This window comes from Nonomuraea sediminis, assembly GCF_018531495.1.
Lineage (GTDB): Bacteria > Actinomycetota > Actinomycetes > Streptosporangiales > Streptosporangiaceae > Nonomuraea > Nonomuraea sediminis.
The window spans coordinates 1,331,017-1,347,115 of sequence record NZ_JAHDTI010000001.1 but is presented as its reverse complement, the minus strand read 5'-3'; the positions used below and the strand labels follow the sequence as shown (position 1 = coordinate 1,347,115).

At 71.6% G+C, this 16,099-nt stretch carries 14 protein-coding genes; 12 read left to right on the top strand and 2 right to left on the bottom strand.

Annotated features, from left to right (window positions below):
* Positions 1-13 precede the first annotated feature (13 nt).
* The 5 genes from KIK09_RS06270 to KIK09_RS06250 are packed head-to-tail and all read left to right on the top strand — an operon-like array spanning position 14 to position 4,869.
* Entirely contained in the window at positions 14-1,231 is a 1,218-nt protein-coding gene (locus KIK09_RS06270; RefSeq protein ID WP_214317639.1) for an FAD-dependent oxidoreductase, read from the top strand.
* Positions 1,215-2,372: an acyl-CoA dehydrogenase family protein gene (locus tag KIK09_RS06265; protein WP_214317638.1), complete on the top strand. Its 1,158-nt coding sequence runs from the start codon at positions 1,215-1,217 to the stop codon at positions 2,370-2,372. The genes KIK09_RS06270 and KIK09_RS06265 overlap by 17 nt, the downstream gene beginning before the upstream one ends.
* On the top strand, positions 2,369-3,118 hold the full coding sequence (locus KIK09_RS06260) for a thioesterase II family protein (RefSeq protein WP_214317637.1): 750 nt from the start codon (positions 2,369-2,371) through the stop codon (positions 3,116-3,118). The genes KIK09_RS06265 and KIK09_RS06260 overlap by 4 nt, the downstream gene beginning before the upstream one ends.
* A gap of 4 nt (positions 3,119-3,122) precedes the next feature.
* The gene (locus tag KIK09_RS06255; protein WP_214317636.1) at positions 3,123-3,521 is read left to right on the top strand and encodes a hypothetical protein; all 399 of its coding nucleotides are present in this window, start codon (positions 3,123-3,125) and stop codon (positions 3,519-3,521) included.
* Positions 3,511-4,869, top strand: coding sequence for a DHA2 family efflux MFS transporter permease subunit (locus tag KIK09_RS06250; RefSeq protein ID WP_214317635.1), 1,359 nt, complete (start codon positions 3,511-3,513; stop codon positions 4,867-4,869). The genes KIK09_RS06255 and KIK09_RS06250 overlap by 11 nt, the downstream gene beginning before the upstream one ends.
* A gap of 33 nt (positions 4,870-4,902) precedes the next feature.
* On the opposite strand, the gene KIK09_RS06245 is transcribed toward KIK09_RS06250, so the two are convergent.
* Together KIK09_RS06245 and KIK09_RS06240 are read right to left on the bottom strand one after the other, a co-directional pair.
* Positions 4,903-6,189 (bottom strand): cation:proton antiporter, encoded by a 1,287-nt coding sequence (locus KIK09_RS06245; RefSeq protein WP_214318060.1) that lies wholly within the window; start codon positions 6,187-6,189, stop codon positions 4,903-4,905.
* Between the two features lie 236 nt (positions 6,190-6,425).
* On the bottom strand, positions 6,426-6,719 hold the full coding sequence (locus tag KIK09_RS06240; protein ID WP_214317634.1) for a putative quinol monooxygenase: 294 nt from the start codon (positions 6,717-6,719) through the stop codon (positions 6,426-6,428).
* Between the two features lie 196 nt (positions 6,720-6,915).
* Between KIK09_RS06240 and KIK09_RS06235 the strand changes: the two genes are divergently transcribed.
* The 7 genes from KIK09_RS06235 to KIK09_RS06205 all read left to right on the top strand — a co-directional run bounded on the left by KIK09_RS06235 (position 6,916) and on the right by KIK09_RS06205 (position 16,038).
* The gene (locus tag KIK09_RS06235) at positions 6,916-8,352 is read left to right on the top strand and encodes an MFS transporter (RefSeq protein WP_214317633.1); all 1,437 of its coding nucleotides are present in this window, start codon (positions 6,916-6,918) and stop codon (positions 8,350-8,352) included.
* 39 nt (positions 8,353-8,391) lie between these two features.
* Positions 8,392-9,927 carry an FGGY family carbohydrate kinase gene (locus KIK09_RS06230; protein WP_214317632.1) on the top strand — a complete coding sequence of 512 codons (1,536 nt, stop codon included), beginning with the start codon at positions 8,392-8,394 and terminating at the stop codon, positions 9,925-9,927.
* The gene (locus KIK09_RS06225; protein ID WP_214317631.1) at positions 9,924-11,597 is read left to right on the top strand and encodes a glycerol-3-phosphate dehydrogenase/oxidase; all 1,674 of its coding nucleotides are present in this window, start codon (positions 9,924-9,926) and stop codon (positions 11,595-11,597) included. Before KIK09_RS06230 ends, KIK09_RS06225 begins: the two co-directional genes overlap by 4 nt.
* Positions 11,594-13,144, top strand: coding sequence for an FAD-binding oxidoreductase (locus KIK09_RS06220; RefSeq protein WP_214317630.1), 1,551 nt, complete (start codon positions 11,594-11,596; stop codon positions 13,142-13,144). Before KIK09_RS06225 ends, KIK09_RS06220 begins: the two co-directional genes overlap by 4 nt.
* Positions 13,145-13,153: 9 nt before the next feature.
* Complete coding sequence (locus tag KIK09_RS06215) at positions 13,154-13,765, top strand: glycerol-3-phosphate responsive antiterminator (RefSeq protein ID WP_214317629.1); 612 nt, start codon at positions 13,154-13,156, stop codon at positions 13,763-13,765.
* Positions 13,766-14,035: 270 nt separating this feature from the next.
* On the top strand, positions 14,036-14,890 hold the full coding sequence (locus KIK09_RS06210; protein ID WP_308163943.1) for a DMT family transporter: 855 nt from the start codon (positions 14,036-14,038) through the stop codon (positions 14,888-14,890).
* Entirely contained in the window at positions 14,890-16,038 is a 1,149-nt protein-coding gene (locus KIK09_RS06205; protein WP_214317628.1) for an alcohol dehydrogenase catalytic domain-containing protein, read from the top strand. The genes KIK09_RS06210 and KIK09_RS06205 overlap by 1 nt, the downstream gene beginning before the upstream one ends.
* The last annotated feature ends 61 nt before the right edge of the window (positions 16,039-16,099 follow it).

The following is a 16,099-nucleotide window of genomic DNA, read 5'->3' as shown; positions in this document are numbered from 1 at the left end:
GGAGACGACTGCAATGAGCGACCATGATCCGATCCTGATCGCCGGAGGCGGCATCGGCGGCCTGACCGCGGCGCTAGCGCTGCGGCTGCACGGCTTCCCCGTCGAGGTGTACGAGCGCCGCCCCGACCGCGATATCGAGAGCGGCGGCACCGGGCAGACGATCTACAGCAACGCGACGACCGCGCTGAGCCGCCTCGGCCTCGCCGAGGGCCTGAAGACCTGCGGCGTCGTGGTCACCCGGGCCGAGAGCCGTACCGAGCGCGACACCCTGCTGTTCCAGACCGACCTGCGCGAGTACGAGTGGCCGGGCAGTCACCCGTCGATGGCGGTGCGCCGCGGCGGCCTGTGCCGGGTGCTCATGGACGCCTGCGAGCGAGCCGGCGTCACCGTCCATCTCGACAGCCCGTGCGCCGGATACACCGACCACGGCGACAACGTCACCCTGCACCTCAAGGACGGCCGCCAGGTCACCGGCGCGCTCCTCGTCGGCGCCGACGGCATCGGCTCCGCCATCAGGGCCCAGCTGATCGACGACGGCGGCCCGGTACCGCTCGGCATCACCAGCTACCGGGGCATCAGCCCGGACTCCGGCGGTCTGCCCGACGGCACGATCTACCTGTTCCGCGGCCTGGACGCCAAGGTGGCGGGTGGCGCATGGCCGATCGGTCCCGAGGAGACGTCGTGGAGCGTGTCGACGTACGCGCCCCCGGGGCAGCACGAGAAAGACCGCGCCCGGATGAAGGCCAGGGCGCTGGACCTGCTCACCGGCGTGAACGGCCCACCCAGGCCTGTTGTCGAGGGCACCCCGCTCGACGCCGTCATCCGCACCGACATCATGGTCCGCCGCTGGAGCGACACCTGGGTGCGCGGCCGCGTCGCACTGCTCGGCGACTCCGCCCACGCCATGCCCACCGAGCTCGGCCAGGGCGCCTGCCAGGCCATCGAGGACGCCGTCGTCCTGGCCGAGCAGGTCGCCGACCACGCAGACCCGGCCGCCGCGCTGCTCGCCTACCAGCGGCTGCGCATGCCGCGGGTGCGCTGGGTGCACGACCGCGTCTACCGCATGCGTCGCGTCAAGCCCGCCAAGAACGCGGTCGTACGCCGCATCGTCGACGCCCTGGCCAAGCGCATCGTGGCCAAAGCCCAGCCCAAGATGTGGCGCGAGCTGCTCAAGCCGCCCCCGATGCGCGATCTCTCCCAGCCGAGGACGGGCGATGTCCGTACAGGCTGAGGACGGCGCCGCCCGGCTCGCCCCCGAGGAGCTGGCCTGGGCGGCCAAGGTACGCGAGATGGCGGCCACCGCCGTGGCCCCGTACGTGCGAGAGATGGACGACCGCGCCAGGTTCGACGACAAGGTGATCGCCGCTCTGGTCGAGGCCGGGCTGATGGGCATCGAGGTGCCCAGCGCGTACGGCGGCGCGGGCGGCGGCTTGATCCACACCGCGCTCGCCATCGAGGAGCTCGCCCGCGTGGACCCCGCTGTCGCCGTGCTCGTGGACGTCCAGAACGCGCTGCTGGTCAGCGCCCTGGTGCGGCACGGCAGCGGCGACCAGAAGCGCCGCTACCTGCCGCGGCTGGCCGCCGGCACGATCGGCGCGTACGCCATCTCCGAGGAACAGGCCGGCAGCGACGCGTTCGCCCTGGCCACCACCGCCGAGCCGGACGGCGACGGGTTCGCGCTGACCGGGCGCAAGTGCTGGATCACCAACGCGGCCGAGGCGGGCCTGCTGCTCGTGTTCGCCCGCACCGGAGACAACGCGCTCACCGCGTTCCTCGTCGAACGGGACGCGCCCGGGCTCACCGTCGGCCCGCCGATCTCCAAGCTCGGCATCAGGGCCAGCTCCACGTGCGAGGTCGTCCTCGACCGCACCCCGGTCGGGCGGCGCGACGTGCTCGGCGGGGTCGGCGGCGGCAGCCACCTCATGGTGGACACGCTCAACATCGGTAAGGCGGGCATCGCCGCCCAGCTCGTCGGCGCCGCCCAAGGGGCGCTCGACCTGGCGGTCGCCTACGCCCGCGAGCGCCGCCAGTTCGGCGAGCGCATCGCCGACTTCCAGGCGGTCCGCTTCCCGCTGGCCGCGCTCGCCGCCCGGATCGCCGCCGCCCGCGCCCTGGTGTACGACACCGTGGCGCTCCTGACCAGGGACGACGCCCCTGAGCCGCGGCTGCGAGCCGCGGCCATGGCCAAGTACGTCGCCTCGGAGGTGGCCGAACAGGCCGCCTCGCACGCGGTCGAGACCCATGGCGGCAACGGCTTCACCACCGGGCATCTCGCCGAGAAGTTCTACCGCGACACCAAAGTGGGGAAGATCTACGAAGGCACGTCCAACATGCAGTTCCGGACCATAGCCGCGACCCTGTTCCCGTCATGACTCCATATCCGACATCCGTCAGCGCCGCGCTCGGCACCGAGCGCAAGGCGCCACCTGCCCTGCGCCTGTTCTGCTTCCCGTACGCGGGAGGCTCCGCCCGGATCTTCAACGGGTGGAACGACAGGCTCCCCGAGGGGATGGAGGTGTGCCCCGTCGAGCTGCCCGGCCGGGGCGCCCGCTTCGGCGACCCTCTTCACGATCACCTCGCCCCGCTGGTCGAGGACCTGCTGCCCGGTATTCTGGCCCGCGCCGACGCTCCCGTGGCGCTGTTCGGCTACAGCCTCGGTGCGCTGGTGGCGTTCGAGGCGGGCCGCCTCCTGGCCCAGCGGTACCAGATCGCTCCACGGCACCTGGTCGTGTGCGCGTTCCGCGCGCCGCACCTGCCGAGGAAGGGGATCCCGGATCACACACTGCCCGAGCCGCAGTTCCGCGCCCGGCTCAGGGAGTACAACGGCACGCCCGAGGCGGTGCTGGCCGACGAGAAGCTCATGGACATCGTCGGCCCCATCCTCCGCGCCGACCTGGCCGTGCCCGAGACGTACCGGCACCAGCAGGGCGCCCGGGTGAGCTGGCCGATCACGGCCTTCGCCGGAGCGGACGATCCCGAGGCGCCGCCCGCCGATGTCGCCGCCTGGCGCGAGCAGACCACCGGACGGTTCACCCTGCGCGTGCTGCCCGACGATCATTTCTTCCTGCACTCCCAGCAGGACGCCTTGCTCGCCGCGCTGGCTGACGTACTGAGGTGAGGCGATGAAGCGGGGAGGGCTCGTCGAGGCCGGGCTGCTTGCCGCGTTCGTGCTCGGGTTCGTCCTGATCGGGACGCCGTTCCTGGCGCACACGATCGTCGGGTCGGCGTTCGCCGGGCTCGTCGCGCTGCACTTCTGGCAGCGTCGCGACCGCGCCGCCCGCGACCGCCGGCTCACTGCCGCCCTGCTGGCCGGCCTGCTGGTGGTGCTGGTCAGCGGCGCCTTCCAGCTCGCTGGATCACAGACTGCGGCGCCGTGGCACGGCGGCCTGTCGTGGTTGCTGACCATCGCGCTCGCGGTCCACCTCTGGCGGGACCGGCGGGCGCTCCGCTTCCGGCTGCGGTCCCTCCGATCTTTTCGAGGCCGGTCCACCCGACAACGAGGTGATCCCCATGGAAGCTAGGGCCAGGACGCTCACCGTGGTGGGCCTCTGCCTGGCGCTGTTCATGACGCTGCTCGACTCCACCGTGGTGAACCTGGCCCTCCCGGCCATCGCCGAAGACCTGGACGTACGGATCGCCGGCCTGCAGTGGATCATCGACGCGTACATCCTGGTCTTCGCCAGCCTCCTGCTGAGCGCCGGCGCCCTCGGCGACCGCTGGGGGCGCCGGCGCGTGTTCATCGCCGGGATGGTCGTGTTCTGCGCGGGCTCGCTGGTGTGCGCGCTGGCAGGGAGCCTGGCCGTGCTCGTCGCCGGGCGGATGGTCCAGGGCATGGGGGCCGCGGCGCTGCTGCCCGGCACCATGTCCATCCTGGCCGCCGCCTTTCCCGACGAGCGCGAACGGGCCAAGGCGATCGGCATCTGGTCGGGCACCTCAGGACTGGCGCTGCTGCTCGGGCCGCCCGCCGGAGGCGCGCTGGTGCACTTCGCCGGCTGGCCCAGCGTCTTCTACCTGAACCTGCCGCTCGGCGCAGTGGCGATCTTCCTCGCCGCCCGCGTGTTCCCCGAGACGCGCGACCCGCGCCGCGGCGCCGACGTGCCCGGGCAGGTGCTGGCGATCGCCGGACTGGCCGCGCTGACGTATGCGTTGATCGAGGGGGGCCGGGCAGGGTGGACGTCGCCGCTCATCCTGGGCGCGCTGGGGGTGGCGGTGGCGGCGCTGACCGGGTTCCTGCTCGTCGAGAGGCGGGCCGCCGATCCGATGGTGCCGTTGCGGCTGTTCGCCAGGCCGCGCTTCGCCTCCGGGACCGCGGTGATCTTCCTGGTCGGGTTCGGGCTGCTCGGGTCGTTCTTCTTCCTGTCGCTCTTCCTCCAGCAGGTGCAGCGCTACTCGGCGGCCGAATCCGGCGTGCGGCTGCTGCCCGCCATGGCCGCTGTCGTCGTCGCCGCCCCGATCGCCGGGCGGCTGGCCGGGCGGGTCGGCAGCCGCGCGCCCATGACCGCAGGGCTCGCCCTCGCCGGTACCGGGCTGCTGCTGTTAGTCACGGTCGGGGAGCGGACGCCGTACGGGAGCTGGTGGCCGGTGCTCGTGCTGTTCGGACTCGGGCTCGGGCTCACCATGTCGCCCACCAACGCCGCCATCATCGGCGCCGTGGACCAGCGGCAGGCCGGGCTCGCCTCGGCGGTCGGCATGACCATGCAGCAGGTGGGCGGCCTCATCGGTATCGCGCTGCTCGGCTCCGTCGTCGGTGCGGCCGGAGGATTCGTTCTCGGGATGCATCGGGCGTTCCTGATCGCCGGTGCCGCCTTCCTGGTGGGAGCCGTCATCGCTTTCGCCTTCATGCGCGAGCGGCGCCGCGTCCGCACCTGACCCCCGTGGGCCATCGGCGGCTTTGGGCCGCTGTCATCGGCGCGTGCCATCGGCCGACGCCAGTGCGCTCAACTCCTCTCCGCGCCGGCGTTCGTCGGGCGTCGGGGGGTGTACCCGGCTCATGGCCAGGCGCAGCAGCGGCGGCGCGATGAGCGAGGTGACCGCGGCGATCAGGATCACCACCGTGTACGCGGCGACGTCCAGGATCCTCAGACGCAGGCCCACCATGGCGACCACCACCTCAACCGCCCCGCGGGCGTTCATCCCTGCCCCCAGCGCCAGCCCTTCCCAGCGGCTCAGCCCGCTCAGCCGCGCCCCCAGGTAGGCACCGGCGAACTTCCCGATGATCGCCACCACCAGCAGCACCACCGCGAGCAGCAGCACCCGCCCGTTACCGAGCGCCGTGAGATCCACCCGCAGCCCGGCCGCGGCCAGGAAGATCGGTGCCAGCACGGCGAACACGGTCGTCCGCAACGCCGCCAGCGCCCTCAACTCGGCCGCGCCGGGTGAGCCGAGCAGCAGCCCCGCCACGAACGCCCCGAACACCGGCTCCATCCCCATCGCCTGGGTCGCCGCCGCGCCAAGCAGGATCACCACCACCGCCAGCGCGATCGACGGTGCCGCATCACCGGCCCGCCGTGCCACCCGGAACGCGACCCTGACCAGCGGCCTGCCCACGGCCCACGCCGCCACCACGAACCCGCACACGTACAGGATGGACAGTCCCACCTGGCCGGGCCGCAAGCCCGCCGTGGCCATCGCCGACACCACCGTCAGCAGGAACCAGCCCACCGCGTCATCGAACACCCCCGCCGTCAGCGTGAGCTGTCCGAGGTCGCGGTGGAGCAGGTTCATGTCGGTGAGCGTCTTGGCGATCACCGGGATCGCGCTCACGCACATGGCGACACCGAGGAACAGCGCGAACACCACTGGATCTCCCGGCGTCCGTACCACCTTCCCGTACACGAGCCCCGCCGCCACCCCCAGCGCGAGCGGAATGAGCAGCCCGGCGAGACTGACCCGCACCGCCGTCCCGGCCCGGTGCCGCAGCATCGTCGTGTCCAGCTGTGCCCCGCACACGCCGACCAGCAACAGCATGCCGAGCTGGCCGACCGCGTCAACCAGCGGCATCGCCCCGCCGTCGGCCGCCAGCCGTCCCAGCAGAGTGGGCCCCAGCAGCACCCCCGACAGCAGCTCGCCTACCACCGCGGGCATCCGTAGCCGCATCGCCAGCCGCCCCATGCACAGGGCGACCATCAGCAGTACGGCGAGCTGGAGCAGGAAGGTCAGAACCTGTTGCGGGCCTGGCGGTGGCATCATCACGACCGGCTCCGTGCGTTCTTTCCGGCCACGCGTTCCTCCCGTCGATCAGCGGGATATCCCTGCCAGGATGTGGCGCGGACCCGGCGGGGTGAAGCCTCGCCCAACCTGGCAGATGAGAGCCCCGACCGGTCACTCCGAAAGGGCACCTCTCGCGCCCGGCCCGCTCGGTCTTCTCGGAGGCTGCCATCCTCCGTGGGCGTTGGAGGCGTTTGGCGTCGTGGCGGCCGGCGCGGTCAGGGGTCGAGGAGTTCGTAGGCGACGACCTCCCGGGAGGCGAGGCGGGCCAGGCAGTCGCCGACGACGTATTGCTGGAAGTGGGCGGAGGCGCGGTGCGCCTCGAAGGCCGCGGCGTCGACGTACTGCTCGTAGATCATGAACCGTCGAGGGTCGTCGATGGAGACATGGGCCTGGTAGCCGAGGTTGCCCGGTTCCTGGCGCGACAGTGGGGTGATGGTCCGGATGATGTCCGCGACGGCGGTCTCCTCGCCGTCGCAGGCGATCCACACAGCTTGCACGACATAAGCCATGCCAGGTGACTTTAGGGCGAAGGCCGCAACATCTCACAACCAGCCTGCACCACTTGACAAAACGGACAGACCGCAAATAACGTCCCGTCAACCGACAGGCACAGACGAAGACATCCCTGTCAGTGGTCTTCGTCTGTGCTTTTTGTCGTTCTCGGACCGCTGGCAAGGGACAACACCCCCCGAAAGGCGGCTGAGCATGAACGACGGCTCCGCTCACACGAGAACAACGGTCATCGGCAACGCGGGCGACGCTGCCAACCTCATCGACACCCTCAAGAGCCTGACCGGCAGGGCGAACTGGATCTGGTTCCTCGCCCTGGCGGGCCTGTTCCTCGACGCCTACTCCAACGCTGCACTGGGAGCAGGACTGGCCCCCATGGTGAAGCAGCTGGGCCTGTCGCCCACGCAGGTCGGCGTGCTCACCGCGATGGCTCCGGCGATCGCCATCGTCTCCAATCCCTTCGGCGGCTGGCTCGCCGCGCGGATCGGCCGGGTCAGGCCGCTGCTGATGACGAAGGTCGTCTTCGCGATCGGCGCGGTGCTGACGGCGGCCGGTTCGGACTTCCAGACGGTCTTCGCCGGGCGGGCCTTCGTGGGCATCGCTTACGGCATCGACTTCGCGGTGGCGATGGCGCTGCTCGCCGAGTACACCCCCGCCTCCCTCAAGGGCAGACTCAACTTCTGGCAGGGCGTCTGGTACACGGCGACGACCACGAACCTCCTGCTTACCCTGCTGTTCTACAAGTTCGACGTCGGCGCCGACATCTGGCGCTGGTCCGTCGGCTCTTCGGCCGCCTTCGCGCTCGTCCTGTTCGTCCTGCAGCTGGTCTTCCTGGTCGAGAGCCCCACCTGGCTGGCCGCCAAGGGCAGGCTGCGGGAGTCCGCGGCGAACCTGCGCCGGATGTACGGCTTCGCCGTGCAGGAAGGAACACAGGAGACCGGGCCCGCGCAGGACCCCGCCCGCCAGGTCGGGTTGCGGGACGCGGGCGTCCTGTTCCGCAAGCCGTACCTGCCCAGGACCGTGCTGTCGACCGCCATCTCCCTCACCCAGGCCATGCAGTACTTCGCCGTGGGCTGGTACCTGCCGGTGATCAGTCTCGAGCTGTTCGGCAAGGAGTTCGAGAAGGCGACGTTCGGTTCCATGGCCTTCAACGCGGTCGGCATCGTCGGCGGCTGCCTGTCGGCCTACGCGGGCCGCCGGTTCGGCCTGCGGGTCAGTTCGATGGCCGGCTACGCCATGGTGTTCGTCGCCCTGCTGGTCATGGGCGCGACGTTCAAGCAGCTGCCCATCGGGCTGGCCGCGCTGCTGCCGGTGCTGTTCATCTTCTTCCACTCCGCCGGCCCCGGCCCCAACGGCAAGTCGATCGCGGCGCTGTCGTACCGCAGCGACCTCCGCACGCTGGGCACCGGCGTGACCGGCATGCTCGGCAGCCTCGGATCGGTTGCGGGTCTGTATCTGTTCCCGCAGCTCCAGGCGGGTATCGGAGTGGGCAGCAGCCTGATGGTCCTGTCGGTGGTGCCGCTGGTGGGCCTGCTCACCTGCGTGGCGATCAAGTGGGACCCGACCCGCGTCGCGGTGAACCTGGAGGGAGAGGCGATCAGCCTCCCGCAGCGCACGACGGTGTCGGCCTGAACGGTGTCCGGCTCGGACGCGATGAAAGGACCTTCGCGGATGACAAGGGAACGCCGCCGAGGCGTACTCAGCATCGATGAGGGCACCACGGGTACCCGGGCCGCCGTCGTCCTCGACGACGGCGGCGCCGCACCACCCGCGTACCTGCCACTCTCGGTCCGCTCGCCCGACCATCTGCGGGTCGAGCAGGACGCGACGGAGATCTGGGCGAACACCGTCAGGGTCTGCCGTGAGGCGCTGGACTGGGCGGCCGCGCACCGGGTGGAGATCACCGGGGTGTCGATCTCCACCCAGCGCGCCACGGTGCTGCTGTGGGACACGGTGACCGGCTCCCCGCTGAGCCAGGCCGTGGTGTGGCAGGACCGCCGCTACGCCGTCCGGCTGCGGGAATGGGAGCCGCAGTGGGACGCGCGCCTGGTCGAGCACACCGGCCGGCCGGTCGGCTCCCGGGCGCCGCTGCTGTGGGCGGCCGAGGAGATCGCCGGCAACGCGGCCGCCCGCCGGGCCCACAGAGAGGGAAGGCTGGCCTTCGGCTCCATCGACACCTGGCTGGTCTGGAAGCTCACCGGGGGTGCGCGCCACGTCATGTCGGCCACGAACGCCGTGGCCGCGGGCGCCTACGATCTGCGGACCGGCGATTGGCACGAGCCGTGGGTCGCCTTCCTCGGCTGCCCGCGCGACGTGCTGCCGGAGATCGTCGACGACGACGGCGACTTCGGCGCCACCGACCCGTCCGTTCTCGGCGTGCGGCTGCCCATCCTGTCCGTCATGGGCGACCAGCACGCGGCGATGATCGCGCTCGGGGCTCATCGGCCAGGCCAGGCCACGACCGTCCACGGGACCGGAACGTTCCTCGACGCCGTCGCGGGCGATCGGCCTCCCGTCCATCTCCGCCAGGTGCCGGGGGTGCTCACTCTGGTCGGCTGGCGGTCGCGGGGCACGTCCGTGTTCAGCCTGGAGGGCTACGCCTCGACGACGGGGTCGGCGATGCGGTGGCTGTGCGAGGAGATCGGGCTGTTCGACTCGCCTGCCCAGCTGGCCGAACTCGCCCGCGAGCACACCGGGCCGACCCGGGTGATGTTCCTGCCCGCGCTTGCGGGTGTGCGGACACCTGTCTGGTCGCCGGCGGCCACGGGAATCCTCACCGGGCTCAGCCTGTCCACGACCCGGGCGGAGCTGGCCCGCGGCGTACTCAACGGCTTCGCGCACTCGGTGTGCGACCTGCTGGAAGGCGTGGAGGAGGTCATGGGCGGGCCGGTCACCGACCTGTTCTGCGGAGGTGGGCTCGCCGGCAGCGACGTGTTGATGTCCGCCCAGGCGGATCTGATCGGCCGGCCGGTACGGCGTGCCCGCGATCACGAGACCGCCAGCCTCCGCGGCGTCGCCTACCTCGGCGGCGTACGGGCCGGACTGTGGCCGAGCATCTCGCAGGCCGTCGCCGGGCTCCAGCCGCCCCCCGTCTTCGAACCCACCCTTTCCGAGGCCGAGCGCATGGAGGCCCGCGCCGCCTGGCGCGACCTGCTGGCCCGCCACACCGGTCTCGGACCCGACACACAGGAGGAATCACCGTCGTGATCCGGCTTCCCGAACGCACGGCGAGGTCAGAGGCGAAGAGCGCCATCCGCCGTACCGCGCTCGCACTCGACCGCCGGGAGCAGATCGAACGGCTCGCCTCCCGGCCCGTGGACGTCCTCGTCGTCGGCGGCGGCGTCACCGGCTGCTACACCGCGCTGGACGCCGTCACCCGCGGCCTGAGCGTGGCGCTCGTGGAACGAGACGACTTCGCGTCGGGCACGTCGTCCAAGTCGTCGAAGATGGTGCATGGCGGCCTGCGGTACATCGAGCAGGGGAACCTGCCGCTGGTCCGGCGTTCGCTGCTGGAGCGGCAGCGATTCCGTCACAACGCGCCGCATCTGGTGCAGCGACTGCCCTTCGTCTTCCCCGTGCTCGCCCAGGACGGCGTCTTCGACGCACGCATCGCCAAGGCCTTCGAGGGCCTGCTGTGGACCTACGACCTCGCGGGAGGCTGGCGCATCGGCAGGTTGCACCGGCGGCTCAGCGTGCCCGAGGTCCTCGCCCGCGCCCCGCGGCTACGCGCCGAACAGCTCAAGGGCGGACTGCTCTACTACGACAGCCGCACAGACGACGCGCGCCTGACCCTGACGATCGCGCGTACCGCGGCGCACTTCGGGGCGACCGTGCTCAACGGCGCCGCCTGCCGCGGCCTCGTCCGCGAGGGCGGCAGGGTACGCGGCGCGACCGTCGAGGTCGACGGCAGGGAGATCGACGTGCGGGCGAGCGTCGTGATCAACGCCACCGGAGTCTGGTCGGACACCCTCGACGCCATGTCGGACCCCGGCCACCGGCCCCGGATCCGTCCCGCCAAAGGGGTGCACATCGTGGTGCCCTGGACCCGGCTGCCCATCGACGGCACCGTGACCGTGCCCATCCCCGGCCGGGCCCGCCGCGCGACCTGCACCCGCTGGGGAGACGTGGTCGTGGTCGGGACGACGGACACCGACTACGACGGCTCCCTGGAGCACGTGCTGTGCACCAGGCAGGAGATGCAGTACCTCCTCGACGGGGCCAACACCGCCTTCGACGCCGGCCTCGGCCCTGAGGACGTGGTCGGCTCGATCGCGGGGCTCCGCCCCCTGGTCGGCGGCAAGGAGGGGGCCACGCTCGACATGAGCCGCGACCATCACATCTCGACCGACGCGCACGGGCTCGTCACCGTCACCGGCGGAAAGCTCACCACCAGCCGCCACATGGGCGAGCTCGTCGTCGACGCGGCACTGAAGGTGCTCGGCCGCAAGGCCCGATGCCGTACGGCACGCCTGCCCCTGCTGGGGGGCGCCGGTTACGACGCGGAGGCCACCTCGGCGACCGGAGGGCTGGGCGCCCACCTGGGACAGCGGTACGGAACCGAGGCCCGCTTCGTCACCGACCTCCTCAGCGAGGACCCCTCCCTGGCCGAGCCGATCGTCGAGGGCACCGCGCACCTGCGGGCCGAGGTGGTCTACGCGGCCAGGTGCGAGCTGGCGCGGACCGTCGACGACGTGCTGTCGCGCCGTACCCGCATGCGGGTGTTCGCCCGTGACCTGTCGGTCAAGGCGGCCCCGGAGGTCGGCCGGCTGCTCCAGAGGGAGCTCGGGCTGTCCGACGCCGAGGTCGCCCGGCAGGTCGACGACTACGTCCGCGGCATCGACCGCGAGAAGACCGTACTGATGGAGGCACTTACATGATCAGCAGGCAGACCATCACCCACCCGTTCAACCGGGGCGACTACGTCGTCGGCGCGCCCACCCCGCCGCGCTGGGCCGCCGACTGCCCGCCCGGCGCGGGGAAGGCCAGCCTGCAGACCGCCGCGGTAGCGGTGCCCGGCCCGGTGGTGGACGAGCTGCGCGCGATCGCCGCCGCCGTGCACACCGAACGGGACGAGGTGATCGTGCGCACCCGCGACTGGTGGGCGGGCACGTCCATCGGCGAGACGGACGGCCACCCGGCCACCCCCGACGCCGTGATCGTCGAGGCGGCGGACGAGGAGCAGGTGGCCGCGGTCGTCAGGCTCTGCCACGCGCACGGCATCCCCCTGACGGTCTCGGCCGGCCGCAGCAACGTCCTCGGCGCCGCCCTGCCGGTCTTCGGCGGGGTCGTGCTGGACGTCTGCCGGCTCAACCGGATCATCTCCTTCGACGCCGAGTCGATGATCGTCGAGGTGCAGGCCGGCATGTTCGGCGACCTTTTCGAGAAGGAGCTGCAGGAGGCACACGGCGCCACCACCGGGCACTGGCCGTCCGCCTTCGCCATCTCGACGGTCGGCGGCTGGGCGGCCTGCCGGGGGGCCGGCCAGCTGTCCACCAGGTACGGGAAGATCGAGGACATGGTCGTCGGGCTGGACGTGGTGCTGCCCGACGGGAACACCGCCAGTTATGGCACCTACCCGCGGGCCGCCGTCGGCCCGGACCTGCGCCAGCTGTTCATCGGCTCCGAAGGCACGCTCGGTGTGATCACCCGGCTGCGGCTGCGCACCCACCGGCTACCCGACTACGCGGTGGGGCTCGCGTACGGCTTCGACACCTTCGCCGAGGGGCTCGACGTCTGTAGGGAGATCCTCCAGCGGGGCGCCACCCCGGCGGTGCTACGCCTGTATGACGCCCAAGAGAGCGGCACCCACTTCGGCGAGCGGGACACCAACCTGCTGCTCATCGCCGACGAGGGAGACCCCACTCTGGTGGACGCCACCATGGCGGTGGTCGAGAAGGTCTGCGGCGAGCGGGCGGCGGTGACGCTCGACGGCGACGCGGTCCTCGCCCGCTGGCTGGACGAGCGGATGCTCGTCGGCAAGTCCGGCGACGGCTTCGCCAAGGGCCCCGGCTTCGTCGCCGACACCTGCGAGATCGCCGCGCCGTGGTCGTCGCTGCCGACGATCTACGACGAGGTGGTGGCGGCCATCGAGGCGGTTCCGGGAACGCTGCGCGCCTCCGCGCACCAGTCGCACGCCTACACCGACGGCGCCTGCCTGTACTTCTCGCTGCGCGGCGAGGTGGAACGGGCTCGCCGCCGCGAGTGGTACCAGGCCGCCTGGGACGCCGCCAACGAGGTGCTCATCCGGCACGGCGCCGCGATCAGCCACCACCACGGCGTCGGGCTGCTGCGCTCGCCGTACGTCGAACGCTCGCTGGGCAGCGGCTTCGGCACCCTGCTGGCGGTCAAGCAGGCCCTCGATCCCGAGGGGATCATGAACCCGGGCAAGCTGGGGCTGCCCAGCCGATTCCAGGCCAACGCATAAGGTGGACCGGTGAACCAACGTCCGAAACGTCCCCTGGACCGGCGCCTGCTGGCCTCGCTCGCGGAGCATCCCGTGTTGGCGTCGCTGGTCGGTGTGGAGATGGCGGACCGGTTCACCACCACCTCGACTCCGCTCGGCATTCTCGCCTCCGTCCCGCTCGGGGATCTGGAGGCGACCGTCCAGCGGACCCTCGCCGCGGGCAAGATCGTGTTCGTCAACATGGACTCGACGCCCGGTCTGGGCCATGATCCCGGCGCCCTGGCCTACCTCAAGGGAATCGGGGCCATCGGGATATGCTCCACCCGCGCGGCGATCATCGAACGGGCGAGCAGCCTGGGCCTGCTGACCATGCAGAAGGTGTTCGTCACCGATCGTTCCAACCTGCACCGCAGCCTTCAGGGCGTCGCCCGATCCCGTCCTGACCTGGTCCAGCTCATGCCCGCGGTCGTGCTGCGTTACGTGGAGCAGCAGGCCAGGGACCTCGGGGTGCCGTACCTGGCCGCCGGGTTCGTCCAGGGCGAGGCGGACGTGGTCGAGGCGCTCCGCCACGGCGCCGCCGGGGTCTGCACCTCGGACAAGGCCCTGTGGGAACTGCGCCGGTCGGCCCTGCGCGCCTCCTGAACCACCCTCCCGCCGTCTGTCTGTCCCGCTGTCTGCTTCGACGTGTGTACGGGCAGACGCCGGCAACCCTTGGCCGCCGCGTGTTCTCACGGGTGGGCCTCACGGAAGGACGACTCGTTGACGCCGGTCACCCCGGACCTGTCCGGACCCCCACCCGGGCCGCCATCCGGTGCACCGCCAGACGGCACGGCCGAAGGTCCGCCCAACGGCGCAGCCGCAAGGAGAGAGCGCGCGGGCCGTGGCCCGCGGCTGACGGCGGTCGCGCCCGCCGTGTTCGTCGTGCTCTGGAGCAGCGCCTTCATCGCGGGCATTCCGGGGGTCGCGGCCGCTCCGCCGCTGCTGCTGATGTTCGCGCGCTTCGCCCTGGCCGGGGTGCTGCTCGCCGGCTACGCCCTGATCATCCGCGCGCCCTGGCCGCGCGGGTGGGCCGCGGCGCACATCGCCGTCTCCGGTCTGCTGATCCAGGCCGTGCAGTTCGGCAGCTTCTACACCGCGCTCGGCATGGGCTTTCCCGCCGCGGTCGTCTCCCTCGTCCAGGGGCTCAGCCCCGTCGTCATCGTGCTGGCCACACGCCTGCTCGGCGAGACGGTCACCCGGCGCCAGGGGCTCGGCTTCGCCCTTGGCGCGGCCGGTGTCGTCCTCGCGGTGGCCGACCGGGTGAGCCTGTCCGTCTGGGGCGTGCTGCTGTGCCTGGTCGGGTTGCTCGGGCTGAGCGCCGGCACCCTCTACCAGAAGCGGTTCGTCCCCGGCATGGACGTGCGCACCGGAACCGCGGTGCAGCTTCTCGTCAGCGCCCCCGCGGTCGGGCTGGTCTGCGTGGCGGTCGAGACCCCGCGGGTGTCGGACTGGGCGGCCTTCGGCGCGTCCGTGGCCTGGATGGTGCTGGTCAACTCCATCGCGGCCTTCATCCTGCTCAACCGGATGCTGCTCCGTTCGTCCGCCAGCAGGGTGAGCACGGTGTTCTTCCTGACCCCCTCGGTGACGGCGGTGCTTGCCTGGCTCCTGGCCGGCCAGTCGCTGCACCCGCTCGCCGTCACCGGGCTCGTTCTCGGCGGCGCCGGTGTCCTGCTCGCCAATCACGGCGTGAGAGAGCCCACCTTGGAAGCCTCTGGAGAGGTGAAGTGATGAGAATCCGCGGAGCCGTCCTGGAGGAGATCGGCCGGGCGCGCCCGTACGCCGAGTCCCGTCCGCTGTCGATCTGCGAGCTCGACCTGGACCCGCCCGGCCCCGGCGAGCTCCTCATCAGGATCGAGGCGGCCGGTGTGTGCCACTCTGATCTGTCGGTCGTCGACGGGAACAGGGTGCGGCCCGTACCCATGCTCCTGGGACACGAGGCGGCCGGCGTGGTGGAGCAGGTCGGCGACGGCGTCGACGACATCGCGATCGGCCGGCGGGTCGTCATGGCCTTCCTGCCCCGCTGCGGCGCGTGCCAGGGCTGCGCCACCGACGGTGTGATGCCCTGTGTCCGGGGAAGCGCGGCCAACAACGAGGGAACGTTGCTGACCGGTGGCATCCGCCTGCACCGTGACGGCGTCAGGGTCCTGCACCATCTCGGGGTCTCGGCCTTCGCCACCCACGCGGTCGTGGACCGGCGCTCGGTCGTCCCGGTGGACGACGACGTCCCGCCCGAGGTCGCCGCGGTTCTGGGTTGCGCCGTGCTCACCGGCGGCGGCGCGGTCATCAACGCCGGCGCGCCCGTCGCCGGCCAGACGGTGATGGTCATCGGGCTCGGCGGAGTCGGCATGGCCGCGCTGATCACCGCCCTTGCCCTGGACGGCGTCACGGTCATCGGTGTCGACGGCAATCCGGACAAGCTCGACACCGCGCGGGAGTTGGGCGCCCACGCGACCTACAGCCCCGCCGAGGTCGCCGAGTTCAAGATCAAGGCGTCGGTCGTCATCGAAGCGGCCGGGAACGTACGCGCTTTCGAGAGCGCGGTCGCCGCGACCGCCCCCGGTGGCCGCACCGTCACCGTGGGGCTTCCAGCGCCCTCCGCCCGATCGTCGATCTCGCCGCTCGGGCTCGTGGCGGAGGGACGAACCATCATCGGAAGCTATCTCGGTTCAGCGGTCCCGGCCCGTGACATCCCCCTCTTCGCCCAGATGTGGCGTGAAGGCAGGCTCCCGGTCGACGCGCTGGTGTCGGCGAGGATCGGGCTTTCCGCCGTGAACGAGGCGATGGACCAGCTCGCCGACGGGAAGGCCGTTCGGCAGGTCATCGTGTTCGGCGAGAACAAGCCCCTGGGGGTGCCCGAAACTCGGCCGGCGGGCTGATCTGGGGTCCGGCGTTTCCGCGGTTTCTCTGCAGTGTGTGTGCTGGGTGGCGAAGTTTCGC

Bases quoted from the DNA above. Each gene is read 5' to 3' on its own strand.
- KIK09_RS06235 (WP_214317633.1), top strand. From the start codon at position 6,916: ATGAACGACGGCTCCGCTCACACGAGAACAACGGTCATCGGCAACGCG.
- KIK09_RS06230 (WP_214317632.1), top strand. From the start codon at position 8,392: ATGACAAGGGAACGCCGCCGAGGCGTACTCAGCATCGATGAGGGCACC.
- KIK09_RS06270 (WP_214317639.1), top strand. From the start codon at position 14: ATGAGCGACCATGATCCGATCCTGATCGCCGGAGGCGGCATCGGCGGC.
- KIK09_RS06255 (WP_214317636.1), top strand. From the start codon at position 3,123: ATGAAGCGGGGAGGGCTCGTCGAGGCCGGGCTGCTTGCCGCGTTCGTG.
- KIK09_RS06245 (WP_214318060.1), bottom strand. From the start codon at position 6,189: ATGATGCCACCGCCAGGCCCGCAACAGGTTCTGACCTTCCTGCTCCAG.
- KIK09_RS06205 (WP_214317628.1), top strand. From the start codon at position 14,890: ATGAGAATCCGCGGAGCCGTCCTGGAGGAGATCGGCCGGGCGCGCCCG.
- KIK09_RS06240 (WP_214317634.1), bottom strand. From the start codon at position 6,719: ATGGCTTATGTCGTGCAAGCTGTGTGGATCGCCTGCGACGGCGAGGAG.
- KIK09_RS06265 (WP_214317638.1), top strand. From the start codon at position 1,215: ATGTCCGTACAGGCTGAGGACGGCGCCGCCCGGCTCGCCCCCGAGGAG.
- KIK09_RS06250 (WP_214317635.1), top strand. From the start codon at position 3,511: ATGGAAGCTAGGGCCAGGACGCTCACCGTGGTGGGCCTCTGCCTGGCG.
- KIK09_RS06220 (WP_214317630.1), top strand. From the start codon at position 11,594: ATGATCAGCAGGCAGACCATCACCCACCCGTTCAACCGGGGCGACTAC.
- KIK09_RS06260 (WP_214317637.1), top strand. From the start codon at position 2,369: ATGACTCCATATCCGACATCCGTCAGCGCCGCGCTCGGCACCGAGCGC.